The organism is Plantibacter sp. Leaf314 (genome assembly GCF_001423185.1).
In the GTDB taxonomy this organism is placed as follows: Bacteria; Actinomycetota; Actinomycetes; order Actinomycetales; family Microbacteriaceae; genus Plantibacter.
This window is the reverse complement of the sequence record NZ_LMOB01000003.1, coordinates 229,374-256,035: the sequence shown is the minus strand read 5'-3', so window position 1 is coordinate 256,035 and position 26,662 is coordinate 229,374. Positions and strand designations below refer to the sequence as shown.

General features: G+C 70.1%; 27 protein-coding genes and 1 tRNA gene. 9 read left to right on the top strand and 19 right to left on the bottom strand.

The features are described 5' to 3' along the window. Window positions 1-20 precede the first annotated feature (20 nt). Genes ASF68_RS17320 through ASF68_RS17305 form a run of 4 tightly spaced genes read right to left on the bottom strand, consistent with a single transcriptional unit; the run spans window position 21 to window position 4,019 of the window. Entirely contained in the window at window positions 21-1,055 is a 1,035-nt protein-coding gene (locus ASF68_RS17320) for a sugar phosphate isomerase/epimerase (protein WP_056014099.1), read from the bottom strand. Then, window positions 1,052-2,170: a Gfo/Idh/MocA family protein gene (locus tag ASF68_RS17315; RefSeq protein WP_056014699.1), complete on the bottom strand. Its 1,119-nt coding sequence runs from the start codon at window positions 2,168-2,170 to the stop codon at window positions 1,052-1,054. Before ASF68_RS17315 ends, ASF68_RS17320 begins: the two co-directional genes overlap by 4 nt. Further along, complete coding sequence (locus tag ASF68_RS17310) at window positions 2,167-3,276, bottom strand: Gfo/Idh/MocA family protein (RefSeq protein WP_056014096.1); 1,110 nt, start codon at window positions 3,274-3,276, stop codon at window positions 2,167-2,169. Before ASF68_RS17310 ends, ASF68_RS17315 begins: the two co-directional genes overlap by 4 nt. Continuing rightward, window positions 3,273-4,019: a sugar phosphate isomerase/epimerase gene (locus ASF68_RS17305; protein WP_056014093.1), complete on the bottom strand. Its 747-nt coding sequence runs from the start codon at window positions 4,017-4,019 to the stop codon at window positions 3,273-3,275. Before ASF68_RS17305 ends, ASF68_RS17310 begins: the two co-directional genes overlap by 4 nt. A 154-nt stretch (window positions 4,020-4,173) precedes the next feature. Between ASF68_RS17305 and ASF68_RS17300 the strand changes: the two genes are divergently transcribed. Further along, window positions 4,174-4,836 (top strand): YqaJ viral recombinase family protein, encoded by a 663-nt coding sequence (locus ASF68_RS17300; RefSeq protein ID WP_056014090.1) that lies wholly within the window; start codon window positions 4,174-4,176, stop codon window positions 4,834-4,836. Window positions 4,837-4,879: 43 nt separating this feature from the next. After that, window positions 4,880-6,106: an ROK family transcriptional regulator gene (locus ASF68_RS17295; protein ID WP_056014088.1), complete on the top strand. Its 1,227-nt coding sequence runs from the start codon at window positions 4,880-4,882 to the stop codon at window positions 6,104-6,106. On the opposite strand, the gene ASF68_RS17290 is transcribed toward ASF68_RS17295, so the two are convergent. Both ASF68_RS17290 and ASF68_RS17285 read right to left on the bottom strand, forming a co-directional pair. Then, on the bottom strand, window positions 6,073-6,837 hold the full coding sequence (locus ASF68_RS17290; RefSeq protein ID WP_157580587.1) for a DUF998 domain-containing protein: 765 nt from the start codon (window positions 6,835-6,837) through the stop codon (window positions 6,073-6,075). The genes ASF68_RS17295 and ASF68_RS17290 overlap by 34 nt on opposite strands. Window positions 6,838-6,845: 8 nt before the next feature. Then, a complete protein-coding gene (locus ASF68_RS17285) occupies window positions 6,846-7,475 on the bottom strand; it encodes a Pr6Pr family membrane protein (RefSeq protein WP_056014082.1) in 630 nt (209 codons plus the stop codon). A 227-nt stretch (window positions 7,476-7,702) separates the two neighbouring features. Here ASF68_RS17285 and ASF68_RS17280 point away from each other — a divergent pair, with 227 nt between their 5' ends. After that, window positions 7,703-8,731, top strand: a complete 1,029-nt coding sequence (locus tag ASF68_RS17280; RefSeq protein ID WP_369796522.1) for an NADP-dependent oxidoreductase — start codon at window positions 7,703-7,705, stop codon at window positions 8,729-8,731. A 35-nt stretch (window positions 8,732-8,766) separates the two neighbouring features. Here the strand turns inward: ASF68_RS17280 and ASF68_RS17275 are convergent, their stop codons facing one another. The 8 genes from ASF68_RS17275 to ASF68_RS17240 form a co-directional block, all read right to left on the bottom strand. Next, complete coding sequence (locus tag ASF68_RS17275) at window positions 8,767-9,300, bottom strand: N-acetyltransferase (RefSeq protein ID WP_056014079.1); 534 nt, start codon at window positions 9,298-9,300, stop codon at window positions 8,767-8,769. A 102-nt stretch (window positions 9,301-9,402) separates the two neighbouring features. Further along, window positions 9,403-10,092 (bottom strand): 50S ribosomal protein L1, encoded by a 690-nt coding sequence (gene rplA, locus ASF68_RS17270; protein WP_056014076.1) that lies wholly within the window; start codon window positions 10,090-10,092, stop codon window positions 9,403-9,405. 115 nt (window positions 10,093-10,207) lie between these two features. Then, window positions 10,208-10,639, bottom strand: coding sequence for a 50S ribosomal protein L11 (gene rplK / locus ASF68_RS17265; RefSeq protein ID WP_056014074.1), 432 nt, complete (start codon window positions 10,637-10,639; stop codon window positions 10,208-10,210). 93 nt (window positions 10,640-10,732) lie between these two features. After that, window positions 10,733-11,707: a transcription termination/antitermination protein NusG gene (gene nusG, locus ASF68_RS17260; RefSeq protein WP_056014071.1), complete on the bottom strand. Its 975-nt coding sequence runs from the start codon at window positions 11,705-11,707 to the stop codon at window positions 10,733-10,735. A gap of 138 nt (window positions 11,708-11,845) precedes the next feature. Then, window positions 11,846-12,118, bottom strand: coding sequence for a preprotein translocase subunit SecE (gene secE, locus ASF68_RS17255; RefSeq protein WP_056014068.1), 273 nt, complete (start codon window positions 12,116-12,118; stop codon window positions 11,846-11,848). A 41-nt stretch (window positions 12,119-12,159) separates the two neighbouring features. After that, window positions 12,160-12,232 (bottom strand) — tRNA-Trp (locus tag ASF68_RS17250). 178 nt (window positions 12,233-12,410) lie between these two features. Next, on the bottom strand, window positions 12,411-13,769 hold the full coding sequence (locus ASF68_RS17245) for a LamG-like jellyroll fold domain-containing protein (protein ID WP_056014067.1): 1,359 nt from the start codon (window positions 13,767-13,769) through the stop codon (window positions 12,411-12,413). 85 nt (window positions 13,770-13,854) lie between these two features. After that, on the bottom strand, window positions 13,855-14,460 hold the full coding sequence (locus ASF68_RS17240) for a hypothetical protein (RefSeq protein WP_056014065.1): 606 nt from the start codon (window positions 14,458-14,460) through the stop codon (window positions 13,855-13,857). Window positions 14,461-14,598: 138 nt separating this feature from the next. Here ASF68_RS17240 and ASF68_RS17235 point away from each other — a divergent pair, with 138 nt between their 5' ends. Then, window positions 14,599-15,150, top strand: coding sequence for a DUF805 domain-containing protein (locus ASF68_RS17235; RefSeq protein ID WP_056014063.1), 552 nt, complete (start codon window positions 14,599-14,601; stop codon window positions 15,148-15,150). Here the strand turns inward: ASF68_RS17235 and ASF68_RS17230 are convergent. Beyond that, window positions 15,128-16,387, bottom strand: a complete 1,260-nt coding sequence (locus ASF68_RS17230) for a low temperature requirement protein A (RefSeq protein WP_056014060.1) — start codon at window positions 16,385-16,387, stop codon at window positions 15,128-15,130. The genes ASF68_RS17235 and ASF68_RS17230 overlap by 23 nt on opposite strands. Window positions 16,388-16,660: 273 nt before the next feature. Here ASF68_RS17230 and ASF68_RS17225 point away from each other — a divergent pair, with 273 nt between their 5' ends. Then, window positions 16,661-17,734 (top strand): alkene reductase, encoded by a 1,074-nt coding sequence (locus ASF68_RS17225; RefSeq protein ID WP_056014059.1) that lies wholly within the window; start codon window positions 16,661-16,663, stop codon window positions 17,732-17,734. A 60-nt stretch (window positions 17,735-17,794) separates the two neighbouring features. Here the strand turns inward: ASF68_RS17225 and ASF68_RS17220 are convergent, their stop codons facing one another. Then, window positions 17,795-19,291, bottom strand: coding sequence for a helix-turn-helix transcriptional regulator (locus ASF68_RS17220; protein WP_157580584.1), 1,497 nt, complete (start codon window positions 19,289-19,291; stop codon window positions 17,795-17,797). Between the two features lie 150 nt (window positions 19,292-19,441). On the opposite strand from ASF68_RS17220, the gene aceA reads away from it, so the two are divergent. The 4 genes from aceA (at window position 19,442) to ASF68_RS17200 (ending at window position 24,521) form a co-directional block, all read left to right on the top strand. Next, window positions 19,442-20,788, top strand: a complete 1,347-nt coding sequence (gene aceA, locus ASF68_RS17215) for an isocitrate lyase (protein WP_056014056.1) — start codon at window positions 19,442-19,444, stop codon at window positions 20,786-20,788. A gap of 46 nt (window positions 20,789-20,834) precedes the next feature. Further along, complete coding sequence (aceB, locus tag ASF68_RS17210) at window positions 20,835-22,499, top strand: malate synthase A (RefSeq protein ID WP_082498785.1); 1,665 nt, start codon at window positions 20,835-20,837, stop codon at window positions 22,497-22,499. Window positions 22,500-22,631: 132 nt separating this feature from the next. Then, window positions 22,632-23,252 (top strand): hypothetical protein, encoded by a 621-nt coding sequence (locus ASF68_RS17205; RefSeq protein WP_157580581.1) that lies wholly within the window; start codon window positions 22,632-22,634, stop codon window positions 23,250-23,252. A 57-nt stretch (window positions 23,253-23,309) separates the two neighbouring features. Next, window positions 23,310-24,521 (top strand): pyridoxal phosphate-dependent aminotransferase, encoded by a 1,212-nt coding sequence (locus tag ASF68_RS17200; protein WP_157580578.1) that lies wholly within the window; start codon window positions 23,310-23,312, stop codon window positions 24,519-24,521. Between the two features lie 60 nt (window positions 24,522-24,581). On the opposite strand, the gene ASF68_RS17195 is transcribed toward ASF68_RS17200, so the two are convergent. From ASF68_RS17195 to ASF68_RS17185, 3 genes are read right to left on the bottom strand one after another with little or no spacing between them, the layout of a single operon-like run. Beyond that, window positions 24,582-25,718: a UDP-N-acetylmuramate dehydrogenase gene (locus ASF68_RS17195; RefSeq protein WP_056014049.1), complete on the bottom strand. Its 1,137-nt coding sequence runs from the start codon at window positions 25,716-25,718 to the stop codon at window positions 24,582-24,584. 13 nt (window positions 25,719-25,731) lie between these two features. Beyond that, complete coding sequence (locus ASF68_RS17190; protein WP_228507299.1) at window positions 25,732-26,166, bottom strand: MaoC family dehydratase; 435 nt, start codon at window positions 26,164-26,166, stop codon at window positions 25,732-25,734. Further along, window positions 26,163-26,612, bottom strand: a complete 450-nt coding sequence (locus ASF68_RS17185; RefSeq protein WP_082455599.1) for a MaoC family dehydratase N-terminal domain-containing protein — start codon at window positions 26,610-26,612, stop codon at window positions 26,163-26,165. The genes ASF68_RS17190 and ASF68_RS17185 overlap by 4 nt, the downstream gene beginning before the upstream one ends. Window positions 26,613-26,662 lie beyond the last annotated feature (50 nt).

The following is a 26,662-nucleotide window of genomic DNA, read 5'->3' as shown; positions in this document are numbered from 1 at the left end:
GAAGCTCCAGGGACCGCGCCCTACTGCGTGCTGAACGCGGCGTCGAAGGACTGCTCGGGGAGCTTCCAGAGCAGCTTCCGGATGTACCCGACCGCCTCCTCGGCCCCGTGCAGGCGGTCCATGCCGGCGTCCTCCCACTCGATGGAGATCGGTCCGGCGTAGCCGATGCTCGACAGGGCGCGGAACGCGTCCTCCCACGGCACGTCGCCGTGACCGGTCGACACGAAGTCCCAGCCACGACGCGGGTCACCCCAGGGCAGGTGCGAGCCGACGATGCCGGCGTGCCCGGTCGCCGGCCGGATCCGCGTGTCCTTGCAGTCGACGTGGTAGATGCGGTTCGCGAACTCGACGATGAAGCCGACGGGGTCGACGCCCTGCCACATCATGTGCGACGGGTCCCAGTTGAAGCCGAACGCGGGGCGGTGGTCGATCGCCTCGAGGGTGCGGACGCTCGTCCAGTAGTCGTAGGCGATCTCCGAGGGGTGCACCTCGTGGGCGAAGCGGACGCCCTCCGCGTCGAACACGTCGAGGATCGGGTTCCACCGGGTCGCGAAGTCCTCGTAGCCGGCGTCGATGACCGAGGCCGGGACGGGCGGGAACATCGCCGAGTACTGCCAGATCTTCGAGCCGGTGAAGCCGACGACCGTGTCGACGCCCAGCTTGCGAGCGACCCGGGCCGAGCGCTTCATGTCCTCGGCCGCGCGCTGCCGGACGCCCTCCGCGTCGCCGTCGCCCCAGGTGTAGTCGCGGACGATCGCCTGGTGGCGGAAGTCGATCGGGTCGTCGCACACCGCCTGCCCGGTGAGGTGGTTGGAGATCGCGAAGACCTCGAGCCCGTGCCGGTCGAGGATGTCGAGGCGCGACTGCAGGTAGGCGTCGTCCTCGTCGGCCCGCTTCAGGTCGAGGTGGTCGCCGGACGCCGCGATCTCGAGCCCGTCGTAGCCCCAGGACGCAGCCAGTCGCGCGACCTCCTCGAACGGGAGGTCGGCCCACTGCCCCGTGAACAGCGTCACGGGAAGTCGGCTCGCGTAGGGCTTGTCGGTGGTGTCGGTCATGCGGTGATCCTCGTCTCGTCATCGGTGGAGGTGGCGACCGGGGTCCAGGCGCCGGTGTCGGCGGCGTCCAGGACCGCCTCGGTGATGCGGGCGGCACGCAGGCCGTCCGCGAAGACGGGCAACCCGTCGGGGGCTTGCCCGGCCATCGCGGCGTAGCTGTCCGCGATGAAGGCGTTGAACGCGTCCTGGTAGCCCATCGGGTGGCCCGCCGGGATGATCGACAGCCGTGCGGCGTCCGGGTGCAGCTGGTCGGCGTCGCGCGGGAGCAGCTGCGTGCCGGAGCGGCGTCCCAACCACAGTGTCTCGGGGGCCTCCTGGTCGAAGCCGATGCTCAGCTCGGTGCCGGCGACCTCCAGGTGGAGACGGTTCTTCCGGCCGGGCGCGAGCTGTGAGACGAGCAGCGTCCCGATGGCCCCGCCGTCGAGGCGGATGACGACCGCGGCGGCGTCCTCGGTGGTGACCTCGGGGGTGTTCGCGCGCTCGGCGAAGAAGGTGCGGACCGTGGAGCTCAGCTCCGTGATGCGCGCCCCAGTGATGAACTCGATGAGGTCGACGAGATGCGACCCGATGTCCGCGAACGCGCGCGAGCGCCCGCCGGCAGCCGAGTCGACGCGCCAGTTGTCGTCCGTCTGCGCAAGCAGCCAGTCCTGCAGGTAGGACCCGCTGATGGTGAGCAGCGTCCCGAGGTCACCGGCCGCGACGCGCGCCCTGGCCTCGCGGACGAGCGGGTGGAACCGGTACACGAACGGCACGGTGCCGACGACGCCGGCCTCCGCGGCGGCGGTCACGAGCCGCTGCGCGGTCTCGGCGTCGGTCGCGAGCGGCTTCTCGCAGACGACGTGCTTGCCGGCGGCGATCGCCGCCAGGGCCTGCTCCGCGTGGAGGGCGTTGGGCGTGCAGACGTGGACCACGTCGACCGCCGGATCGGCGAGCACGGCGTCGAGCGACTCGTACCCGCGCTCGAACCCCAGCTCGCCGGCGACCTGACGCGACCGCTCGGGCGTCGAGGCGACGACGCCCACCAGCCGGGCACCCGCTGCGCGAGCCGCCCGGCTGTGGACGGTGGCCATGAAGCCACCGCCCACCACCGCGATGCCGGGAGCCGTCACGGTCATGCTCCGAGGGAACGGTCCGCCGGAGTCCACGCCTCGGGCAGCGCCGGAGCGAGTTCGACGGTGCTCACGACGTCCACCGAGGTGCGGCTGAGGCCGGACTCGGCGGTCGAGACCATGACGTCGAGCACGTGGTAGGCGAGCTCACCCGAAGCGCGCTCCGGGCGTCCGGCGCGGATCGCCTGCGCGAGTTCGACGACACCGGTCCCGCGACCCTGCGTGGGGCCGGTCGACGGGATGGACTCCGGCTCCTCGCCACCGCCGTAGACGAGCAGCTCGCCCTCGAAGGTGTTCGGGTCGGGGACGACGAGCGTCCCGGTGGAGCCCGCGACCTCGAACTGCGTCCGTCCGAGCTTCGAGTCGAAGCTGAACACGCTCTGCGCGAGCTGGCCGCTCTCGAACTCGAAGAGGGCGCTCACGTGCGTCGGCACGGTCACGTCGAACGACTGTCCGGCGCGCGGACCGGAGCCGATGGTGCGCTGCGGGAACGCCTGCGAGGCCAACGCCGTGACGCGGGCGATCGGGCCGAACAGCTGCACGAGGGCGGTGATGTAGTACGGGCCGATGTCGAAGAGCGGGCCGGCACCGTCCTGGAACAGGAAGTCGGGGTTCGGGTGCCAGGACTCCGGGCCGGGGCTCTGCATGAGCGTCAGGGCAGTGAGCGGCTGGCCGATCCCGCCGGCCTCGACCAGACGGCGGGCGGACTGGATGCCGGCACCGAGGAAGGTGTCGGGCGCGGTCGCGACGCGGAGTCCCTTGGCGTTCGCAGCCTCGAGCAACGCCTGGCCGCTCTCGCGGTCGAGCGCGAAGGGCTTCTCGCTCCACACGTGCTTGCCGGCGTCGAGGATCTGCATGGCGACCTCGACGTGCACCTTCGGGATCGTCAGGTTGACGACGATCTCGATCTCGGGGTCGGCGAGGAGTTCGGCGACCGATCCGTGGCCGGGGACGCCGTACTTCTCGGCCTGCGTCTTCGCCCGCTCGAGGTCGAGGTCGGCGACGAAGCGGACGTCGAGGTCGGGGAAGGTGACGAGGTTGCTGAGGTACTGGTCGCTGATGACGCCGGCGCCGATGAGGCCGACACCGACCGTTCCGGTGTTGTCGCTCATGCCTGGACTCCGTTCGTGGTGAGGTAGGTGAAGCTCTGTTCGAGCCCCTGGAAGATGTCGCCGTCGAAGGCGTCGAACTCGACGACGCGCAACGCCTGCGGTGCTGCGTTGATGATGTCGAGCACGGGGACGACACCGGCGCCCGCCGGCAGCTGCTTCATCGTGTCGCGCGAGGCGTCGCCGTCCTTGACGTGGATGAACCGCACCCGGTCGCCGATGGTGGCGAGGACGTCGACGGCGCGGCGCCCGCCGACCTCGACCCAGTAGGTGTCGACCTCGAACACGACCGCGGGGTCGGTGATGGCGGCGAGGTGCTCGAGCGGGCTCGTGCCGGCGACGTCGCCCTCGAGCTCCCACCAGTGGTTGTGGTACCCGACCTGCACCCCGTGGCCGGCGGCGACCTGGGCCGCCGCGTTGAGGTCGTCGGCGATCGAGGCGACCGAGTCCGCCGTGGCGAACCGCTCGACGGCGATCGCGGGGTCGATGAGGACGCCGACCTGCTGCTCGGCGGCCGCGCCGAAGACGGCCGAGAGGTCGATGCCCTCGTCGATGACCTTGCCGTGCGCGCTCGGGGTGACGAGGCCCGCATCGTGGATGTCCTGCAGACTCACGCCGGGACCGAAGCCGAACGGCTCCGCCTGACGGAATCCGATCTCGGTGAGGCGCTGCAGCGCAGCGGCACGGTCCGCGCTCAGCGGCTCCCGTACCGAGTAGAGCTGGACGGAGAGGTGGGAAGTCGACACGATGCTCCTCAATGATGACGGTGTCAGGCAGCCGCTGCTGCGTGATCCAGGCTAGCCACACTTCTGTCGGTGGTCAAACAAAAGTCCATCGCCCATCGTCGCTCGCTCGGCGACGAATACCGCCGGAGGCCGAAGTGTGCGGGACAATGGAGTCGTGAACTCAGCCCTGCTCTCCCGGATCGTCGCTGACTCCAGCGACCGCATCTCGTGGCTGCGGGCACGGTCGCGAGGGATCACCGCGACCGACGTCGCGACCCTCTCCACCCCGGCCTCCATCCAGCGCGCGGCCGACGCGAAGCTCGGCGGCACCGGCTTCTCCGGGAACGCCTTCACCGACCACGGGCGTGCTCGCGAACCCGAGATCGCCCGCTGGGTCGCGGCGACCCATGGGATCAACCCCTCCTCGGCCCTCTTCCGGGCGGAGGTCGAGCACCGCCACCTCGCCACGCCGGACGGCATCGCCGTCACCGAACGTGGTGCCGTCGTCCTCGCGGAGATCAAGACCACGACGAAGTCCTGGCGTTCGATCCCGCGCAACTACCTGCGCCAGGTGTGGTGGCAGCAGTACGTGATCGGCGCGGAACGCACGCTCGTCGTCTGGGAGGAGCACAAGGACTTCGTCCCCATCGACGACGAGCCGCTCTGCCGCTGGGTGGAGCGCGATGACACCGAGATCGCGAAGCTCGTCGGCCTGGCGAACGCCCTCATCGACGAGCTGTACCACCGCACCAATCCGGCCGCCCGGCGCCCGGTCCTGCCGGAGCCCACTCCCGCCGCCCCGGCCCTCCGGGAGCCGCTGCTCAGCCTCGACTTCTGACGACAAGTCGACAGAAGTCGGTCGAGATGGTTGACTGTGCCCCATGAACGAGCCGCAACGCCCCTCCCCCGGAGCACCGGGCGCCGGCGACCTCTTCCAGCTCTTCCGGAGCGGTGAGGCGCGGACGAAGTCCGAGCTCTGCACGCTCACGGGACTCGCGCGCTCCACCGTGTCCCTGCGCATCGACGCCCTCGTCGACGCCGACCTGCTCCGCCCGGCCGGGGAGGCCGCGTCCTCAGGGGGCCGCCCGCCGGCCCGGATCGCGTTCAACCCGCTGGCGCGCGTCGTGGTCGCCGTCGACCTCGGCGCGACGCACGGGACGGTCGCCGTCACCGACCTCGCCGGCTCCATCCTCGCGACGAGTCGAGCCGAACTCGAGATCTCCGCCGGCCCGGAACCCGTCCTGGACTGGGTGGTCGAGGCGGCGACCGCGCTCCTCGCCGACCCGCTCGCCTGGACGACGCCGCAACCCACCGCCCCGCTCGTCATCGGCGTCGGCGTCGGGCTGCCCGGTCCCGTCGAGCACTCCACCGGCCGCCCGACGAATCCGCCCATCATGCCCGGATGGGACCGCTTCGACGTGCCCGCCTACATCCGCCGGACGATCGACGTCCCGGTCCTCGTCGACAACGACGTCAACGTCCTCGCCCTCGGCGAGCACGCGATCTCCTGGCCGGACACGGACGACCTCGTGTACGTGAAGGTCTCGACCGGCATCGGTGCCGGCATCATCGCCGGTGGCGAGCTGCAGCGGGGCGCCCTCGGTGCCGCCGGTGACATCGGTCACGTCCAGGTTCCCGTCGGGCGCGACTCACCCCGGCCGGTCGACGACGAACGCGACCTCGAAGCCATCGCGAGCGGACCCGCGATCGCGACCGCGCTGCGCGCCCAGGGGGTCGAGGCCTCGAGCAGCCGCGACGTCGCCGCCCTCATCCGTGCGGGTGACCGCGCGGCGATCGAGACCACGCGGCAGGCCGGCCGCGAGATCGGCGAGGTCCTCAGCGTCGTCGTCAACCTCCTCAACCCCTCGGTGATCGTCCTCGGCGGCACCATGACCCGGGCGGGCGGTCATCTCCTCACCGGCGTCCGCGAGGTCGTCTACCGTCGCTCCATGCCCCTCGCCACCGGCCACCTCGGCATCGTCACGTCCACGGCCGGCGAGGAGGCCGGTGTCCTGGGAGCCGCGATCATGGTGCTCCGCGAAGCCCTGTCGGCGCCCGCCGTCGACGCGATGACTCAGCCGCGGAGCCCGGACGCCGTGTCGAACTGAGGTGCGTCCTCCTCCATCGAGGTGACACCCCCGCCGTCGTCCGACCGCCCGACGGTGACCGCCTCCGCCAGCCCGCACCCGACCAACCAGAGCAACGCGATCGTCATCGCCGCGAACTCCAACCAACTGCCCACCTGCTGCCCGATCTCGGCGAGCGACAGCAGACCGCCGATGCCGGCGACGACCGCGACGGCCGCACCGGCCACCCACGACACGCGCCGGACGACCCGGAGCCGGGCACCGATCGCGGAGCCGATCATGGCGAGGCAGGCGAGCGTGAATCCGAGGACCGCGAAGGAGATGTGCACCGCGTCCTGCACGGTGAACAGCGGGCTCGAGGGGATGGGGCACTCGTACGTGCAGGTCACCTGCGAGGCGACGAAGAAGCAGACGCTCGAACCGGCGACAAGCAGCCAGGGGACGAGGATGCCCGCGATCCGGGACCGCTGCGGACGTCCACGGCCCGGGCGCGCCGCCCGCTGCAGGGCCACCGCGATGCTGAGACCACCGACCGCCACCATGAGGAGCGCCGCGTTGAACACGGGCGCCGTGACCTCGCCGGTGGCGCCGAGCCCGCTCACGTAGCTGTTCTTGGCCAGGCTGAGCCGCGCGGCCCAGATCAGGATCGCGGCGACCACGACGAGGACGCCACCGACGGTGGCGAACACGAGGGCGGGTCGGCGGCGGGCTCGCGAACGGGTGCCGGCGGCGAGGCCCGGCATGGACGACATCGTGCGACTCACCCTCGGATCAACCGGGTCCGACTGAGGGCGATCACCGCGCACCCCATGAGGCCGATGAATCCCGCGATGGCGATGATGTACACGATCACCGCGCCGACCCCGCCGGGCTGAGCCGGGTTGAGGAACGGGTACGGGTACCAACCGACGATCGCGCCACGGATCATCGTGTACACGGTCCAGACCAGCGGGAACGCGATGATCCCCCACACCTGCCGCCACTCCAGTCGGGACTTCCCGGGCGTGACGATCCAGACCACCACCAGATAGATCGGCGCGATGAGGTGCAACACCTCGTTCGACCACCCGAGGGTGTGTCCCTGGTCGAGCTGGATGCCGCGGAGCAACAGGTTGTAGACCACCCCGGTGGTCGCCATGTAGGTGACGACACTGCCGAGGAGGAGGTTGTACCAGGCGGGATCGCGTCGCATCCGGAAGCAGAAGCCGGCGCCGATCAGGAGCACGATCGCACTCAACGCGTTCGAGAGGATCGTGAAGTAGCTGAAGAAGTTCACGACGAAGTCCACCGGCGCATCGCCGAACGACAGCGTGTAGACGAACTGTCCGACGATCGCGGCGATGATCACCCCGCCGGCGAGGATCCTGATGACTCCGAACAGTGCACGCATGGCGCCACTGTATCGGACCGACCGCGCGGCCCCGCAGTACCCGACATCCGTCGTGTCCCTCGAGGTGGGGGAATCGTTTCCACCCAATTGACACCGCCGTAACAGTGCCGACTCATTCGGCGGCTTTGATGAGAACAGAGCCGGACCACGTGCCGGAGCGAGACTCGTCGCCGAGCCGACCTCCGTCGGGTGGAATGTTCGGGGGACGAACGACGAAGGAGTACCCGATGCGTCAAGGAGCCGGACACTCGTGGTCGCTGGCGACCACCACTGATGCGGTCAAGCCGGCACCGGAGCACATGCGGGCTGCGGTGATCGACACGGTCGGGAGCCCCGAGGTGTTCCACATGCAGACGGTGCCGACGCCGAAGCCCGTGATGGCGGAGTTCCTCGTCCGCGTCGTCGCCGCCGGAGTGAACCCCATCGACGCGAAGACCCGGTCGGGGCGAGGGGTCTCCTCGGCCATCGCGACCATGCCGGCCGTCCTCGGATACGACTTCAGCGGCATCGTCGTGGAGTCGCCCTTCCCCGCAGCCGGCCTGCTCCCGGGCGACGAGGTCTACGGGATGACCGCGTTCCCGCGGACCGGCGGCAGTTACGCGGAGTACGTCGCCGTCTCCTCCCTGAGCCTCACGCGGAAGCCGACGACGCTCTCGCACGTCGAGGCCGCCGGGGTGCCCCTCGCCGCGCTCACCGCCTGGGGCATGGTCGTGGACGTCGCGAAAGCGCACGAGGGCCAGCGCATCCTGATCCACGCGGGCAGTGGTGGGGTCGGCCACTTCGCCGTCCAGTTCGCCGCCTACTTCGGGGCGCGGGTGATCGCCACCGGCTCCGGCCGGAACGTGGGCTGGTTGCGGGAACTGGGCGCGCACCAGGCCGTCGACCACGACGCCGTGCGGTTCGAGGACGTGGTCTCGGAGGTCGACGTCGTGATCGACCTCATCGGCAACACGGTCGACGACACGGGGACACGATCGCTGTCCGTCCTGCGTCCGGGCGGCCTCATCGTGAACGCGCCGACGGGGTCGTGGCCGACGCTGGTCGAGGATGCCCGAGCCGTCGGCGTCCGGGCCACGACGTTCCGGGTCGCCCCGGACGGCTCGACGCTCGACACCATCGGGCGTCTGCTCGAGTCCGGCGACGTCCGGGTCTTCGTCGACCAGGTGTTCGAGCTCGACGAGGTGCACCAGGCCCACACCGTCCTCGAGGGCGGTCATGCCAAGGGCAAGATCGTCCTGAAGGTCGCCGACGGCTGAGCGCGCCCTTCGACAGGCTCAGGGACCGGGGTGGTTCACCCCGAGACCCGTTCCATCACGAAGTCGTCGTGCCGCTCGGAGCCGACGAGGAACGTCTTGCGGCCGACGACGACGAACCCGCTCTTCTCGTAGAAGCGGATCGCCCTCGCGTTCTGCTGGTTGACGCCGAGCCAGACCGAGGAGGCGCCGTGCTCGAGGGCGTCGTCGAGCGTCGCCTCCATGAGCACGCGGGCCACGCCGCCACCATGCCCGTCGGCGAGGACGTACAGCTTGCTGAGCTCCACCGTCGGCCGGGGCGTGACCACGGCGAGGACGTCCGGGTCGGTCGGCTCGCCGAACACGAGCATCGTGTATCCGATGGCCGTGCCGTCCTCGGCGAGCAGCAGGCGCACCGCCCGGTTGGTGCTTCCGAGGTACTCCTCGAAGTGTTCCAGGGTGAAGTGCTGCGCGATGAATGCATCGATGTCCGCCGGCGTCGTCCCCGGTGGGCACGCGAGCCCGAAGGTCGCGGCGGCGAGCGTGGAGAGCGTCGCCGCGTCGTCGGCGGTGGCAGGACGGGTGGAGACCATCCCCGCATCCTACGGGGTCGCCTGACGGTGGGAACGACGCTGCCGGCGGGAACGACGAAGGCCCGGTCGCACTGCTGCGACCGGGCCTTCGTACGGGTGTGACTAGATGGAGTTGACGTCCAGCGGGATGCCGGGGCCGAACGTGGTCGACACGGCGCCCTTCTGGATGTAGCGGCCCTTCGAGGAGGACGGCTTGAGGCGGAGGATCTCCTCGAGCGCGGTGTTGATGTTCTCCTCGAGCTGCGCGGCGTCGAACGAAGCCTTGCCCACGACGAAGTGCACGTTGGAGTGCTTGTCGACGCGGAACTCGATCTTTCCGCCCTTGATGTCGGACACGGCCTTGGCCACGTCCGGCGTCACGGTGCCGGTCTTCGGGTTCGGCATGAGGCCACGCGGACCGAGGACCTTTCCGAGACGGCCGACCTTACCCATGAGTTCCGGGGTCGAGACCGCGGAGTCGAAGGAGGTGTAGCCCTCGGCGACCTTCGCGATGAGCTCGTCGCCACCGACCTCGTCAGCGCCGGCCGCGATGGCGGCCTCTGCTGCCGGGCCCGTCGCGAAGACGATCACGCGGGCGGTCTTGCCCGTGCCGTGCGGGAGGATGACCGTGCCACGGACCATCTGGTCCGCCTTGCGCGGGTCGACACCGAGCTTGAGGGCGACCTCGACGGTGCTGTTGAACTTGGCGGAACCGGTCTCCTTGGCGAGAGCGACTGCCTCGTTCGGCGTGTAGAACTTGTCAGCCTCGATCTTCTCGACTGCGGCCCGGTAGGCCTTCGACTTCTGTGCCATGTGCGTTCTCCTATGAGAAATGTGGTCATCTGCGCCTGGCCGGCGCTGCCACGAGTGAAAAAAGAGTCGTGCGCGGGTGTGGCCTGGATGGCTCACCCGGTGCGGATCGGAAGGACTAGCCCTCGACCGTGATGCCCATGGAGCGGGCGGTGCCGGCGATGATCTTCGCGGCTGCGTCGATGTCGTTCGAGTTCAGGTCGGGAGCCTTCTGCTCGGCGATCTGACGGACCTGCTCCTTGGTGAGCTTCGCGACCTTGACGGTGTGCGGGGTACCGGAGCCCTTGGCGACGCCGGCGGCCTTCTTGATGAGCTCCGCTGCGGGCGGGGTCTTCAGGATGAAGGTGAACGAACGGTCCTCGTAGACGGTGATCTCGACGGGGATGACGTTGCCGCGCTGCGACTCGGTGGCCGCGTTGTACGCCTTGCAGAATTCCATGATGTTGACGCCGTGCTGACCAAGGGCGGGGCCGATGGGGGGAGCGGGGTTCGCGGCGCCGGCCTGGATCTGCAGCTTGATGAGACCCGTGACCTTCTTCTTCGGTGCCATGTTTCTTCCTTCTTCTGGGGTTCGAGCACCATCGGATGATGTGTGCTCTCCCGCGCGCCCGTCGGGCGGCGGTGGACTGGGGAGCCTGGTGGGCTAGAGCTTGGTGACCTGGTCGAAGCTGAGCTCGACCGGGGTCTCGCGCTCGAAGAGGGAGACGAGCACCGTGAGCTTGCCGCTCTCGGGCTTGATCTCGCTGATCGATCCGGGGAGACCCGCGAACGAGCCTTCCTTGATGGTGATCGTCTCGCCGATCTCGAAGTCGACCTCGGCGGGGATGACACGCTGCTGCGTGGCGCTGCCCTTCGTGCCGGAGCCCTTGGCGGGCGCGGTCTCCTTGACCTCGACGAGCGACTTCAGCATGTTGAAGGACTCTTCGAAGCGGAGGGGCGTCGGGTTGTGGGCGTTGCCCACGAAGCCGGTGACGCCAGGCGTGTGGCGGACGACCGACCAGCTGTCCTCGTTGAGGTCCATGCGCACGAGCACGTAGCCGGGGATCCGGACGCGCGTGACCATCTTGCGCTGACCGTTCTTGATCTCGACGACGTCCTCCATGGGGACCTCGACCTGGTAGATGTAGTCCGCGACCTCGAGCGTCGACTTGCGCTGCTCGATGTTGGCCTTCACCTTGCGCTCGAATCCGGCGTAGGAGTGGATGACGTACCACTTGCCCGGCAGGAAGCGGAGTTCCTTGCGGAAGGCGTCGTAGGGGTCTTCCTCGGTCTCTTCAGCGGGCTCGGCGTCGGCGTCCGCTTCGGCGTCGAGCGGCTCGGCCTCTTCCTCGGCGATGGCCTCGGCGGCTGCTTCGACCTCGGCGGCCTCGTCGAGCTCGAGCGCGTCGTCGACGACGGCGTCGGCCTCGGGGTCGACGGCTTCCGCCATCGCGTCGAGCATGGCGTCGAGGTCGACCTCGGTGTCGCCGGTCTCTTCGACGTGGACGGCGTTGTGCTCAGCGGGGTCGACGGAGTGCTCGTCGGCCGAGAGCACGTTGCCCTCCTGGGCCTCGTCGTCCTCCGAGGACTGCTCGGCAGCGGTTGCCCAGTCGACGTCGTTCGAGTTTCGCTCAGACACTGATTTCCATTCCGTTTCTGTTGTGCGGATCACGGTTGATCCCGGCCGCGGCGCCAGAGGCTGGCGCGTGACGGCGGTGTCGCCGTCGGTGATGATGGAGCCCGGGTACCGGGCCGGAGCACCGGAACCTGAGCGGGACTAACTCGCGGTGCCGAACACCAGGGTGACGACCCAGGCGAAGACGAAGTCGATGCCGTAGACGAGGGCCATCATGATGCAGACGAAGATGAGCACGACAGCCGTGTAGCTGAGGAGTTCCTTCCGCGTCGGCGTGACGACCTTCTTGAGTTCCGCGAAGACCTGCTTCAGGAACAGGACGATGCCCGAGAAGAAGCCGCGCCGTTCGGCACGGTCCGCCTTCGCCTTGACGACGACGTCCTCACCGGGCGTGTCGGTACTCTTCGGGGCCACTCGTTACACCTTTCGTGTGCCGGTGCATATGCACCGACTCGCAGGGCGGACAGGACTTGAACCTGCAACCTGCGGTTTTGGAGACCGCTGCTCTACCAATTGAGCCACCGCCCTTCAGCGCTGTTGCACTGGAGGGGTCGAATCTACCCCGACTTGCTGCACCGTGCCTGACATCACGAGGATGGAAAACAGGCGCAGAAAATCATGGCAGATTTCAACTACCTCCATCCAGTGTACGGCACGGCTGCCCGGCTGTAAAACCGGCGAGCGCCCTGCCAGCGGGACGTGTCGCTCACTGCCGGCCGGCGGCGGCGTGATCATGCGCCTCCGTAGCCGAGAGGACCTGGTGGGAGATCGCGATCGTGTCGAGGTCTCCGACGAACCAGGAGGACGTCGGGGCGTTCGGCCAGTCCGCGGGCACCTCGTCGAAGCCGATCCGCCAGTACCCCAGCATCTCCCCCGTGAGCGCGGCCGGATCGGTCCCCACGAGGTCGCCGTCGAGGTACAGCGCCATGCCCGTCTCCGGCGACGACGTCGCTGCGACGTGGTGCCAAGCGCCGTCGGCGACGGACTCCGAGGTGGTGATGGCGTGCACACCCGTGTTCAGGATGCCGAAGTTCAGGTGCCCGTCCGGCCCGATGTAGACGTGCCGGTCACTGACCGCGGACCCCGCCCCGTTCTGGTTCCCGAAGCCCAGCACCTCCCCCTGCGCCTGACTGGTCCGGAACCAGCCCTCGAGACTGAACGCGAGCGGGGCGACGGCCGGCATGTTCATCGTGATCTGCGTGCGGCTCGAGCCGTCCAGGCGGACGAACGGGCTGTCGCCACACCCACCCGCGACCCGTGAGGCCTCGCTGCCGAGTGAGGCGGCCCACGGCCCGGTGCCGTGGTTGATCACCGCGGTCCCCGTCGGCTCGTTGAAGTCGAACTGGATCACCGGCGCGCTGAGCGGCGCGTTGAAGCAGGAGAAGGTGCCCGCGGCGAGACGGTTCCCGGCCGCCTCGGTGCTCGCCGCCCACGTCGCTCCGGCCGTCGGCAGGACGGACGAGACGGCGAGCGCCGCAGCGAGCGCCGCGCCGGCGATGGGGAGTGCGGCGCGGCGCGGATGCTGCGGCGATCGGGCTCCGCCCTCCTCGTCGAGGAGTCGGCGCGTCCCGAGGACGGCGCCACCGACCCCCACCGCGAGGAGACCGGTGAGCGCGAGCGGCACCCAGTCCCCGGCTCGCGCCCAGACGGTCGGAAGGCCGATGAAGGGCACCCGGAGGACGGCGACCCCACGCACGGCCGCGTCGTCGACCAGGAGTCGATCCGGCTGCCGATTGGCATCACCCTGCAAGCGCAGACCGCCGGCCTCCCGATCCACCACCCGGTGGAGGAGGAGTGACCCGTCGGTGGCCGGATCGTCGACGAGCACCACCTGACCGCTGCTCACGTCCTTGCCGTCGATCGGCATCGAGACGACGACGTCGCCGGTGAGGATGCGCGGTTCCATCGAGCCGGAGGCCACCGTGGTCGGCATCCAGCCCGCGAGCCTCGGTACCGCGGCCCACGCGAGGAGGCACAGCGCGAGCAGGGCGAGGACACGGGCGCCGAGTGCGACGACGGTGAGCACCTGCGGCCAGAGGCGCCGGCGGAGCGATGTGTCGTTCACGAGGAGTCCAGGGGTGTCGAGGGCGGCGGGTGGAGGAGGCGACGGCGGGCGCCCTCGGTCTCGGACCGAGGGCATCCCGGTCGGGTCAGGACGTGGCCGTGCGACCCTCCCAGACGAGGTCGACGGTGGCGGATCCGCCCTGGACCGTGTTGGGGGCGTCGGCGGTCAGCGTGTAGGAGACCTTGAAGACACGCTCCTCGCCACCACCGGCGGACGCCCACGAGCCGATCCCTGAGGCGTGGTCGACGGCGGCGGAGGCGAGAGCTGCCAGGGTGCCGCTGTAGACGGTGGCGCCCGACGCCGCCGGGACGAAGTCCTCGCAGGACCCGTACCCGCCGCCCTCGCCTTGCACGATCTCGAGCCGGAGGTACTGGTCGAGACCCTTCTCCTGAACGGCGTTGTCGGCGTAGAGACGGATGTCCGACTCGAGCGATCCGTCGGAGGTGATCGCGATGCAGTTCTCGCCGACCGAACCGGGCTGGAGGTCCTCGGCGGCGAACATGGCCGCGCCGGAGTCGTCGTCGGAGAGCGCGATCGATCCGGCACTCCAGGCGTTGCCGGGGTTGTCGGTCGAAGACGTGAAGGCGGAGTAGGACGCGGTCGAGACGATGACGCCGCTCGCCAGGACGGCGACGGGCAGTGCAGCCCAGCGGACGAGGCGGCGGGAGCGGGGGGACAGAACGGTGGTCATGGGGATTCTCCAGAGTCGGGCCGAGATCGGCTTGGGTTGTTGGTATTAATATTTCACATGTGCAACTGAAATACAACACCTGCCGGAGATTTGATAGCGTAGGGATCGTCAAGACGGATTCGACCTCGGGGGGGGACGATGAGCAGCGCAGACGAACACGGACCGACCACGACCGGCGCGGACGGCGAGCACGACCGCCGGATCCCTGCGCGCTTCGCGGACGACAGCCCGCTTCCGGGAGCCTCACCGCTCCAGGCCTTCGGCAGATTCTGGGCGCGCTACCCGATCTTCACGGGACGCGCGAGCCGCAGTGAGTTCTGGTGGTGGACGCTCCTCAACGCGGTGATCGCCCTGGCGCTCCTGGCCATCGGGCGGGCCGTCGACGTCTCCACCGGCATGACCTCGGCGTTCTGGGAGGGCGACCTCTCCGAAGGGCCGGCCTGGGGTGCCCAGAGCGTCCTGTACGGGATCTGGGGACTCGCGACGATCATCCCCGGTCTGTCGCTCGGCGCCCGACGCATGCACGACACCGATCACAGCGGGTGGTGGCAGCTGATCGCCCTGGTCCCGATCTTCGGGTGGTTCTTCTTCATCTGGCTCGCCGCACAACCGAGCGACGAGGGTGGCGCACGGTACGACACCGGGCCGCACCGTGACGCCGAGCAGATCAGGCCGACTCCTCCGAAGTGACCCGCCGCGTCGGGCGAGCCGTATCGGTGAGCGCGGCCACGACGAGCGCCGCGGTGCAGAGGCAGCCGAGGGCGAGCTCGCCCAGGTTCGGTACGAAGAGGGCGGCGAGCGCACAACCGGCGAGCGCGGCGAGCCCGACGAGCGGGGCGACCGGCAGGGCTCGGTCGACGACGAAGCGGAACAGCAGGAGGCCGACGAGGTACAGCGCCGGGCCACCGACGATGACGACGCCTCCGGCGAGCTCGACCGCGGCGGCCGGACGGTCGAGGATCTCCTTATCTCCCACCGAGACGAGCACGATCCCGGCCACGATGACGACATGGGCGTAGCTGTAGCCGTCTCGCGCGATGCGTCCGAGACGACCCGGACCGCGGCGTGCGGGCTGATGGTCCTTCGCTCGGTCGGCCTCCTCCTCGGCGGCCTCCACCGCGTGTCGCCCCACGGCCTCGGTGCGGTGGAAGTACAGCCACCACAGGGCGGCGGCGGAGACGAAGGCGCTCAGCATCGCGACGACCGCCTCGGGTGAGGTCTCGAGTTCGACGAACGCGAACCCGGTTACGAGCAGCGATTCACCGATGGCGATGATGATGAACAGGGACGCCCGCTCCGAGAGGTGCGCGCCGGAGAGGTCCCAGCTCTCGACCTCCGACCGTTGCATGCCCGGGAGGCGGAAGCCGAGCGCCCCACCGCCGTACTCGATGGCGACCGCCGCCACCCAGAGCGGGAGCTGCCACTCGGAGGGCACCAGGGCGCCCGCGATCCAGAAGACCCCGGCGAGCGCCGCCCAGACGAGGACGCGGGCGAAACTCAGGGCGACGTCGCGGTCGTGCCGCCAGGTCGCGACCACCATGAAGAGGGTGCGGATGAGCTGCAGCACGACGTACGCGACCGCGAACGCCAGCGCGCGGTCCGCGAAGGACGCCGAGACGGAGACCGCAGCCACGAAGGCGAGCAGTCCGAAGCCGATGAGGGCGAGCCGTACGGCGAGGCGTTCCGGGTCGAGCCAGTTCGTCACCCAGCTCGTCGAGACCCAGGACCACCACAGCGCGAGGATGAGGACGACCGACTCGAGCGCCGCGGTCACGCTCTGGTCGTCGGCGATGAGCTTGCTCAACTGGGTGAGCGCGAAGACGAAGACGAGGTCGAAGAAGAGCTCGACGAAGGTCACGCGCTCGGCGCGCTCGCCCGACTCCGGACGGCGGAGGTCTGCGGCGAGACCGAATCGGGGGGCTGGCATCTCCGTATCCTGACAGGCTTCGCCAGGATCGCTCGCCAGGCGGCACCCCAATGGGACCCGGTACCGACGCCTCCCCCTCGGATTCGTCGGTACCGGGCCGTGCTCGCCGCGAGCTGCGGGGACAGAGCTCGACGAGCACGCATTGAGCTTAGCGACTGGAATGCGAGAAGCACAAGGTTCAGAAGCCTCATCGGAATACCGGTCCACGATCCAGGGTTGCCTCCTGAGGCTGCGTCGTCCGCGCACCGCACCCCCACGAAAGGCACCACCCGCATGGATCTCTTCGCCCCCGTCCGTCTCGGCGACCTCGAACTCGCCAACCGCGTCGTCATGGCACCGCTCACGCGGATGCGTTCCGGTGCCGACGGCGTCCCCGGCGACCTCGTCGCCGAGCACTACGGACAGCGCGCGGGCCTCGGCCTCATCATCACCGAAGGCACCTACCCGAGTGCCGAGTCGCGTTCCTACCCGGGGCAGCCCGGGATCGTCACCCCCGAGCAGGTCGCCGGCTGGCGAGGTGTCGCCGACGCCGTGCACGGCGCGGGCGGTCTCATCGTCATGCAGCTCATGAACGGCGGCCGGGTCTCGCACACCGACATCACCGGGACCGACCGCATCGTCGCGCCGAGCGCCATCGCGATCACCGGCGAGGTCCGCACCCCGGCCGGCGCACAGCCGTACCCGGTTCCGCACGCCCTGACGACCGAGGAGCTCGACACGGTCCGCGACGAGTTCGTCCAGGCCGCCCGCAACGCGATCGAGGCCGGGCTCGACGGCGTCGAACTCCACGCCGCCAACGGCTACCTGCTCCACGAGTTCCTCTCCCCCGTCTCCAACGTGCGCACGGACCGCGCCGGCGGAAGCCCTGAGGCCCGCGCCGGGTACGTCGCGGAGGTCGTCCGCGCCGTGGCCGAGGCCGTCGGCGCAGCTCGCGTCGGCATCCGCATCTCCCCGATGAACGGCGCCGGCGACACGGCGGAGACCGACGAGGCCGACGTCCGTGCCACCTACGGTTCGCTGCTCGACGCCCTGGCCCCCCTCGGGCTCGCCTACCTCAGCATCCTCCACGAGGAGCCGGCCGGCGCCCTCGTGCAGGACCTGCGCGGTCACTTCGGCGGCAACCTCATCGTGAACAGCGGCTTCGGCACCGTCACGACCCGCGAAGAGGCGATCGCGCTCGTCGAGCACGCACACGCCGACGCCGTCGCCGTCGGTCGTCTCGCCATCGCGAACCCGGACCTCGTCGAGCGCTGGGCCGGCGAGCACGAGGAGAACACGCCGAACCCGGCGACCTTCTACGGCCCCGGCGCCGAGGGCTACACCGACTACCCGCGCCTCGCGAGCTGATCCGCTCGAGCTGAGGCGCCTCGTCGTTCCGCGGACCGCGGCGTGACGGGGCGCCTCAGCTCACTCCACTGCAGGTGGGGCGTGGGCCTCCAGGAACTCGTACACCTCGACGGGGTCGACCCCGGGGAACGAGCCCGTCGGCAGTGCCGCGAGCAGACTCGTCGGGGTCCGCGCCGCCGGCCAGGCCTGCCCGGCCCAGCGTTCGGCGAGCGCCGGTGACGCTCGTCGACAGCACCGCTCGTCCGGGCAGTTCGACGTGGCCCGGTGCGGCGTCTCGCGGCCTCGGAACCACTTGACGTGCGCGAACGGCACCCCGACACTCACCGAGTACTCCCCCTCCTTCGCCCGCTCGATGCGCGAGGTGCACCAGAAGGTGCCGGTGTCCATGTCCGTGTACTGGTACCAGGGGCTGAAGCGGTCCTCGACGTCGAAGACCGTCCTGGCCGTCCAGTTGCGGCAGACCGGCGAGCCCTCCACCGCACCGAGGACGTCGGAGGGGAAGGTCACGCCGTCGTTCTCGTACGCCTTGATGATGGTCCCCGACTCGTGCACCTTCATGAAGTGCACCGGGAGACCGAGATGCTTCGTCGCGAGGTTCGTGAACCGGTGTGCGGCCGTCTCGTAGGACACGGCGAACGCGTCGCGCAGGTCCTCCATCGAGATGCGTCGCAGCTGCTTCGCCGCGCCGAGGACCCGGACGGCGTCGCGCTCGGGCAGCAGCAGCGCGGCCGTCAGATAGTTGGTCTCGACGCGCTGCCGCAGAAAGTCGGCGTAGTTTCTCGGCTCCTCATGTCCGCAGAGGTGACTGGCGAACGCCTGCAGGATGGGTGATCGCGAGTCGCGCGACACCGACGGCTCGGTCGGCAGGTAGATCCGTCCGTTCCGCCGATCGGTGACCGATCGAGTCGAATGCGGCAGGTCGGAGACCGAGTGGAGCGAGAACCCGAGGTACTGCGCCATCTCCAAGACGGTCTGGTGCGAGACCGGTCCACCCGTGTAGCCGACGGCGTCGAGGAGCCCCTTCGCGACGGCCTCGAGCTCGGGGAAGTAGTTGTCGGCGGCCCGCATGTCCGCCCGCAGGGCCACGTTCGCCCGGCGCGCCTCCTCCGGCGTCGCCGCCCGTTCACGATGCAGTCTGGCGACCTCGTCGTGGAGCGCGAGGACGGCGCGCAGGGTCTCGTCGGCCGTTCCCCGTGAAACACGGATGGGCGTGATCCCGAGCGCGGAGAAGACCGTGCCCCGTTGTGCCCGCTCGACGGCGATCTCCAGGGCGGCCCGCTCGCTCGGCGGCTCGTCGCGGAGGAGGTCGTCGACCGTGGTGTCGACGGCCGCCGCGATGAGGCGGAGCGTCGCCAGGCTCGGCTCGCGGTGCCCGTTCTCGACGGCCGACGCCTGCGACGGAGCGCGGTCCATCGCGCGGGCGAGGTCGTCGAGCGTGAGTCCGGCGCGCAGGCGGGCGTCACGGATCCGACGCCCGAGGACGAGGGCGTCGGCGTGAGCGGGGGCGGCGTCGCCAGGGGAGGCGGAGCCGGGTGGAGCAGCGACGGTGCTGGTCATGGGGATCATGCTCACACGGCCCGGGAGTTCCGGCAACCAGAAGGTCGGCCGTTCTTCTGCTCACGGATCACGGCCATCGGGGATCCGGCGGGCACAGGATCGGTCCCACAGCATCTCCAGACCGACCGCATCCGACCCTCAGGAGCCACCGTGAGCAACGCCGCCACCAGCCCATCCGACCACCGCAGCCCGCTCCGTGCCGGCGACCAGACGCAGACCGCCGAGGAGCTGCAGGAGGAGTGGGACACCGACCCGCGCTGGGACGGCGTCCGCCGTGACTACACCGCGGCCGACGTCATCCGGCTCCGCGGCGGCGTCCGCGAGGAACCGACCCTCGCCCGTCGGGGCGCCGAGCGACTGTGGAACCTCCTCCACACCGAGGAGTGGGTGCCGGCTCTCGGAGCCCTCACCGGCAACCAGGCCGTCCAGCAGGTCAGGGCGGGCCTCAAGGCCATCTACCTCTCCGGTTGGCAGGTCGCCGCCGACGCGAACCTGTCCGGACAGACCTACCCCGATCAGAGCCTCTACCCGTCGAACTCGGTGCCCGCGGTCGTCCGCCGGATCAACAACGCCCTCCTGCGAGCCGAACAGATCGACTTCGCCGAGGCGCCCCTCGGCGAAGCCCCGGGACGGGAGGCGATCGACTGGCTCGCCCCGATCGTCGCCGACGCGGAAGCGGGCTTCGGCGGCCCACTGAACGCCTACGAGCTCATGTCCGGCATGATCCAGGCCGGCGCGGCAGGCGTGCATTGGGAGGACCAGCTCGCGGCCGAGAAGAAGTGCGGCCACATGGGCGGCAAGGTCCTCGTGCCGACGGGCCAGCACATCCGGACGCTCAACGCGGCACGCCTCGCGGCCGACGTCGCCGGTGTCCCCACGGTCGTCATCGCCCGCACCGACGCACTCGCCGCCACGCTGATCACGAGCGACATCGACGAACGCGACCAGCCGTTCCTGAACGGGAACCGCACCCCGGAGGGCTTCTACGAGGTGGAGAACGGCATCGGTCCGGTGCTCGCCCGCGGCCTCGCCTACGCGGAGTACGCCGACCTCCTCTGGGTCGAATCGGCGGAACCCGACCTCGACCTCGCCCGTCGCTTCGCCGAGGCCGTCCACGACCGGTTCCCCGGTAAGAAGCTCGCCTACAACTGCTCCCCGTCGTTCAACTGGCGGTCGCACCTCGACGACGCGCAGATCGCATCCTTCCAGCGCGAACTCGCCGCGATGGGGTACGCCTTCCAGTTCATCACCCTCGCCGGCTTCCACGCCCTCAACCACTCGATGTTCACGCTGGCGAGCGACTACCGGGAGCGGGCGATGAGCGCGTACGTCGACCTGCAGGAGGCCGAGTTCGCCTCGGCCGCCCACGGCTACACCGCCACGAAGCACCAGCGGGAGGTCGGCACCGGCTACTTCGACCTGGTCGCGACCGCACTCAACCCCGGCAGCGCCACCCTCGCCCTCGCCGGATCGACCGAGGAACAGCAGTTCCACTGAGCCCTGCCCCACCCATCACCACCTCCATCCGAAACGGAGTCACCCCATGAACACCATCCTCGCCTCCCCGCCCACGCCCACCACGGCACCGGTTCCGACGAAGCGCACCGGCCCCGCCATCGAGGTGGTCGGTCGACGCCTCGACCGCTCCGAGGAGATCCTCACGCCGGACGCCCTCGCCTTCCTCGCCGAGCTGCACCAGCGGTTCGCGGGCGCCCGGCACGATCGCCTCGCCGAGCGCATGCGCCGACGATTCGAGATCGGCAACGGCCGTGACCCGAAGTTCCGCGACGACACCGCCGCGATCCGTGAAGACGCCTCCTGGCGGGTCGCCGGTGCCGGTCCCGGCCTCGAGGACCGCCGGGTCGAGATCACCGGTCCGACCGATCCGAAGATGACCATCAACGCGCTCAACTCCGGCGCGGACGTCTGGCTCGCCGATCAGGAGGACGCGACCAGCCCGACCTGGGCCAACGTCATCGGCGGGCAGCTCTCACTCCGCGACGCGATCCGCGGCGAGCTGACGTTCACGAGCGAGGCGGGCAAGGAGTACCGCGTCACGGCGACCGAGACACCCACGATCGTCATGCGCCCGCGCGGCTGGCATCTGGTCGAGAAGCACCTGCGCTTCGTCGACCGCACGGGCGCCTCCATGGCGGCGTCGGGGAGTCTCGTCGACTACGGCCTGCACGCGTTCCACAACGCCGAGGCCCTCATCGCCGCGGGTCGAGGGCCGTACTTCTACCTCCCGAAGCTGGAGTCGAGCGAGGAGGCGAAGCTCTGGGACGACGTCTTCACCTTCACGGAGGAGCGCCTGGGACTGGTGCACGGCACGATCCGTGCGACCGTCCTCATCGAGACGCTGCCGGCGGCGTTCGAGATGGACGAGATCCTGTTCGCGCTCCGAGACCACTGCGCCGGGCTGAACGCCGGACGGTGGGACTACATCTTCTCGATCATCAAGCACTACCGCGGTCGCGGTGCCCGCTTCGTCCTGCCCGACCGGAGCGAGGTCACGATGACGGTGCCCTTCATGCGGGCGTACACCGAGTTGCTCGTGCAGACCTGTCACCGCCGCGGCGCGCACGCGATCGGCGGCATGTCGGCCTTCATCCCGAACAGCCGGGACCCGGAGGCCACGGCGCTGGCCATCGAGAAGGTCTCGGCCGACAAGCGACGGGAGGCGGCCGACGGGTTCGACGGGACCTGGGTGGCGCACCCGGGACTCATCCGGGCCGCGCGGGACGAGTTCGACGCGATCCTCGGCGAACGCCCGAACCAACTGGACCGACTGCGGGAGGACGTGTCGGTCACCCCGGCGCAGCTCCTCGACGTGCGCATCGGTCGTGCCGTCACCGACGCCGGCCTCCGCGACAACGTGTCGATCACGGTCCGCTACCTCGACTCCTGGCTGCGCGGGGTCGGCGCGGCGGCCATCGACGGACTGATGGAGGACGCCGCGACGGCGGAGATCAGCCGCTCGCAGATCTGGCAGTGGATCCACCAGGACGTCGCGACGGACGACGGCCGGCCGATCACGCGCGAGCGGGTCGAGGGCCTCCTCGACGAGCTGCTCGTCTCGCTCCCCCGGACCGCCGAGGACCGCTTCGACGACGCCGCCGAGCTGTTCCGCGAGGTGGCGCTCCGCGACGAGTTCCCGACCTTCCTCACCGTGCCGGCGTACACCCGCCACCTGGTCGACCCGGCGTAGGTGCGCAACGTCCAGCGCTCCTGCCCGCCGCTCGTCGTCGGAAGCCGCCCGGAATCCTTCCGGGGACCGACGGCGAGCGGCGGTGCATCCGTGCTCTGGCCGCCCCGCGACCGACACCGTAGAGTCGGGCGTATGACCCACAACGTTCAGGAAGCGATGCCCGCCCGTCTCCCGTCGGTCGGAACGACCTCGCCGGAGACGCAGGCGATGCCACGATGGAACGCGTCGAGCCGATACGGTGCCTCGCTCGTGGCCGTCGTCCTGGGTGGCTACCTCGCCATGCGCGGCGGATTGAATGTCATGTGGCTCCAGTCGGACGCCGACGTCATCGGCACCCTGCTCCTCCAGTTCTTCGTGGGCGGCGCGGTCCTCATCGCCGGTGCCCTGATCGCCCCGGCCTCCCTGGCAAGACGCGTGCTCGCCTCTGCGGTCGTCGTCGCCGGTCTCGCGGTCCATGCGTTCGGGTCGGCGACCGTGACCAACGCGACGCCGCCGTTCCTGCTGTACGGATCGATGTCCTTCGCGATCGGCGCCTTCACGGCTGCCGCGGTCTGGTTGATCGTCCGGGGCCGGTCCCTGCCGACTTTCGTCCTCCTGCTCGCCTTCGCCGCCATGCCGCTGCTGACCGAACGCCTGACCCACACCGGCTGGTCGGGCGTCACCCGTGAGGACCTCCTGACGGGCGTCTCCGCCGCCATCGGCGTCGGTGTGGCCTGGGCGGCAGCGGCCGTCGACGGCGCCCGGTCCCGATAGGGTCCGTTCCGCGTCACGCACTGTCCTCGCGACACCGGGTTGGGTACGCTCGGAGTCGTGCCTGAATCGACCTCCACGCCCCGCCTGTCCACGAAGATCGCAGCGATCGCCGAGTCCGCCACGCTGAAGGTGGACGCGAAGGCGAAGGCCCTGCAGGCGCAGGGTCGCCCCGTCATCTCCTACGCGGCGGGCGAGCCCGACTTCCCGACGCCGGAGCACATCGTCGAGGCCGCCCTCGTCGCCGCGCGCGACCCGAAGGCGCACCGGTACACGCCCGCCGCCGGGCTGCCCGACCTCCGCGCGGCGATCGCCGAGAAGACGCTCCGCGACTCCGGTCTCGAGGTCGACCCCGGCCGGGTCATCGTCACCAACGGCGGTAAGCAGTCGGTGTACGAGGCGTTCCAGGTGCTGCTGAACCCCGGCGACGAGGTCATCGTGCCCACGCCGTTCTGGACCACCTACCCGGAGGCCATCGCCCTGGCCGACGGTGTCGCGGTCGACGTCTTCGCCGACGCCTCGCAGAACTACCAGGTCACGGTCGAGCAGCTCGAGGCGGCGCGCACCCCACGCACCAAGGTCCTCCTCTTCGTCTCGCCGTCGAACCCGACCGGCTCCGTCTACTCCCCCGAGCAGACGAAGGCCATCGGCGAGTGGGCGCTCGAGCACGGCATCTGGGTCATCTCCGACGAGATCTACCAGAACCTCACCTACGACGGCGTCCGTGCGACGTCCATCGTCGAGGCGGTCCCCGAGCTCGCGGAGCAGACCCTCCTCGTCAACGGGGTGGCGAAGACCTACGCGATGACCGGCTGGCGCGTGGGGTGGACCGTCGGCCCGGCGGACGCCATCAAGGCGCTCGGCAACCTCCAGTCGCACCTGTCCGGCAACGTGAACAACATCGCGCAGCGCGCGGCGATCGCGGCCCTCACCGGCCCGCAGGATGCTGCGGAGGCCATGCGCGAGGCCTTCGACCGTCGTCGCAAGCTCATCGTCGAAGAGCTCAACACCATCGACGGCTTCGCGACGCCCACGCCGCAGGGCGCCTTCTACGTCTACCCCGACGTGACGGCACTGCTCGGCCGGACGTTCGGCGGCGTGACGCCCACGACCTCACTCGAGCTCGCGGACCTCATGCTCGACCAGGCCGAGGTCGCCGCCGTCCCCGGCGAGGCGTTCGGGCCGTCCGGGTACCTGCGGTTCAGCTACGCACTCGGCGACGACCAGCTCCTCGAGGGCGTCCAGCGGCTGCAGCGCCTCTTCGCGTCCTGATCCGTCGTCCGCCCGCCGGTATGCGGTGGGCGGACGTTCGGCTGGAAGACGACGTCGCCGTCAGATCGTGACGCCGACCACCACGGGTTCGGGCTGCAGGAGCACACCGAACTCGGCGTGGACCCGCGCCTGCACGAAGCGGGCGAGCTCGGCGATCTCGGTGGCGGTCGCGCCGCCTCGATTCGTCAGCGCGAGGGTGTGCTTCGTGGAGACCGCGGCGTGCGATCCGGGGAGCGCGAACCCACGACGGACCCCGGCCCGCTCGATCAGCCAGGCCGCAGACAGCTTCGCCAGCCGCTCCACGGGAGCCGGCCGGGGAGGGTTGACGACCTCGCCGAGTGGGAAGACGTACTCGGTGTCGTCGTCGGCCGGCGGGTCGACGGGCCACCAGGGAGCGTCACCGGGGAGCGAGCGGGCGACGTGCTCGGACACGATCGGGTTCGTGAAGAACGATCCGGCGCTGGCGGTGTCGGGGTCGTCCGGGTCGAGCACCATGCCCTTCGAGGCGCGGAGCGCGAGCACCGTCGTGCGCACCTGGGCCAGACGGACCTGCTCGCCGACCTCCACGCCGAGCGCGAAGGCGAGCTGCTGATAGGCGATCGGCGCGGCGAGACCGTCGACACCGACGTCGTCGAGCTCGATGACGATCGCGACGACCACGCCCGACCGCTCGGGCTCCCCACCGCCGTGACGCTTCAGGACCGACGTCCGGTACCCGAGACCGAGCTCGGCGGCGGGGACGCGCTCGACGGTCTGCGACTCCTCGTCGAGCAGATCGACCGCGACGAGCGACGACACGATCTCCTGTCCGTAGGCGCCGATGTTCTGGACGGGGGCCGCCCCACAGGATCCCGGGATACCGGAGAGCGCCTCGATGCCCGCGAAGCCGTGCTCCACCGTGTAGGCGACGAGCGCCTCCCAGTCCTCGCCGGCCTGCACCCGCAACCGGACGCGTCCGGCGGGAGCCTCGAGCCGTTCGATGCCGCGGTTCGCCGCCCTGATGACGGTGGCCTCGATCGGCTCGTCGCCGACGAGGAGGTTCGATCCGCCCCCGAGCAGCAGCCATGGCTGGTCGGTGTTCCAGACGTCGAGCACGGCGTCGATCAGCTCGGCCTCGCTCGTGCACTCCACGAAGGCTGCGGCGGGCCCACCCACCTGCAGGGTGGTGAGCTCGCGCAGACTGATGGTGTCGGTCATGGCGCTCCGCAGCTCAGGCGAAGCCGACGACGAGCTGCGCCTTACCGAGCACCGTCTGCTCGGCGAAGGTGACGGTGAGGTCGATGCGTGCGGTCTGCGCGTCCGCGTCGAGCTTGCCGACCTTCGCGACGATGTGGAGTTCGGCGCCGGTCTCCGGGTCGACGACGACCGGGCGCGTGAACCGCACCTGGTAGTCGAGCACGCGGCCGGGGTCGCCGATCCAGTCGACCACCGGCTGCGCGGCGATCCCCATCGTCAGCATGCCGTGCGCGAGGACACCGGGCAGCCCGACGGACGCGGCGACGTCGTCGCGGTAGTGGATCGGGTTGAAGTCGCCCGAGGCACCGGCGTAGCGCACGAGCGCGTCGCGGGTGAGGTGGACCGTCCGCTCGGCGACGACGTCGCCGACGGCGGGCATGGCGGGAGTCGTCTGCTGCACGTCGCTCATCCTTCGTCTCCTCGCACCACGAGCGTCGAGGTCGCGGTGACCACCGGCTCGCCGTCGGCGTCGGTCATGACCGAGTCGCACGTCACCATGGAGTGGCCGCCCAGGGACTTGATCGAGGTGACCGTCAGCTGCGCGGTCAGTTCATCGCCTGCGACGATCGGGCGGTGGTGCACGAACCGCTGGTCGCCGTGGACGACCCGACTGAAGTCGATGCCAGCGTCCGGCTCGGCGAGGAGCTGCTGCAGCGTGTGCTCCTGCACGACGACCGCGAAGGTCGGCGGCGCGACCACGTCGGCGTGGCCTGCGGCGCGTGCCGCTTCCGGGTCGAGGTTGATGGGGTTCGTCGCGAAGACGGCCCGCGAGAACTCGCGGATCTTCTCGCGTCCGACCAGGTACGGGGCGACGGGCGGGAAGACCCGACCGGCGAGCTCTGGGTTCACTGACACGCCCTCCAGCCTACCCGCTGGCCCGGCGAGGGGGTCTTGGAGCCGGATCG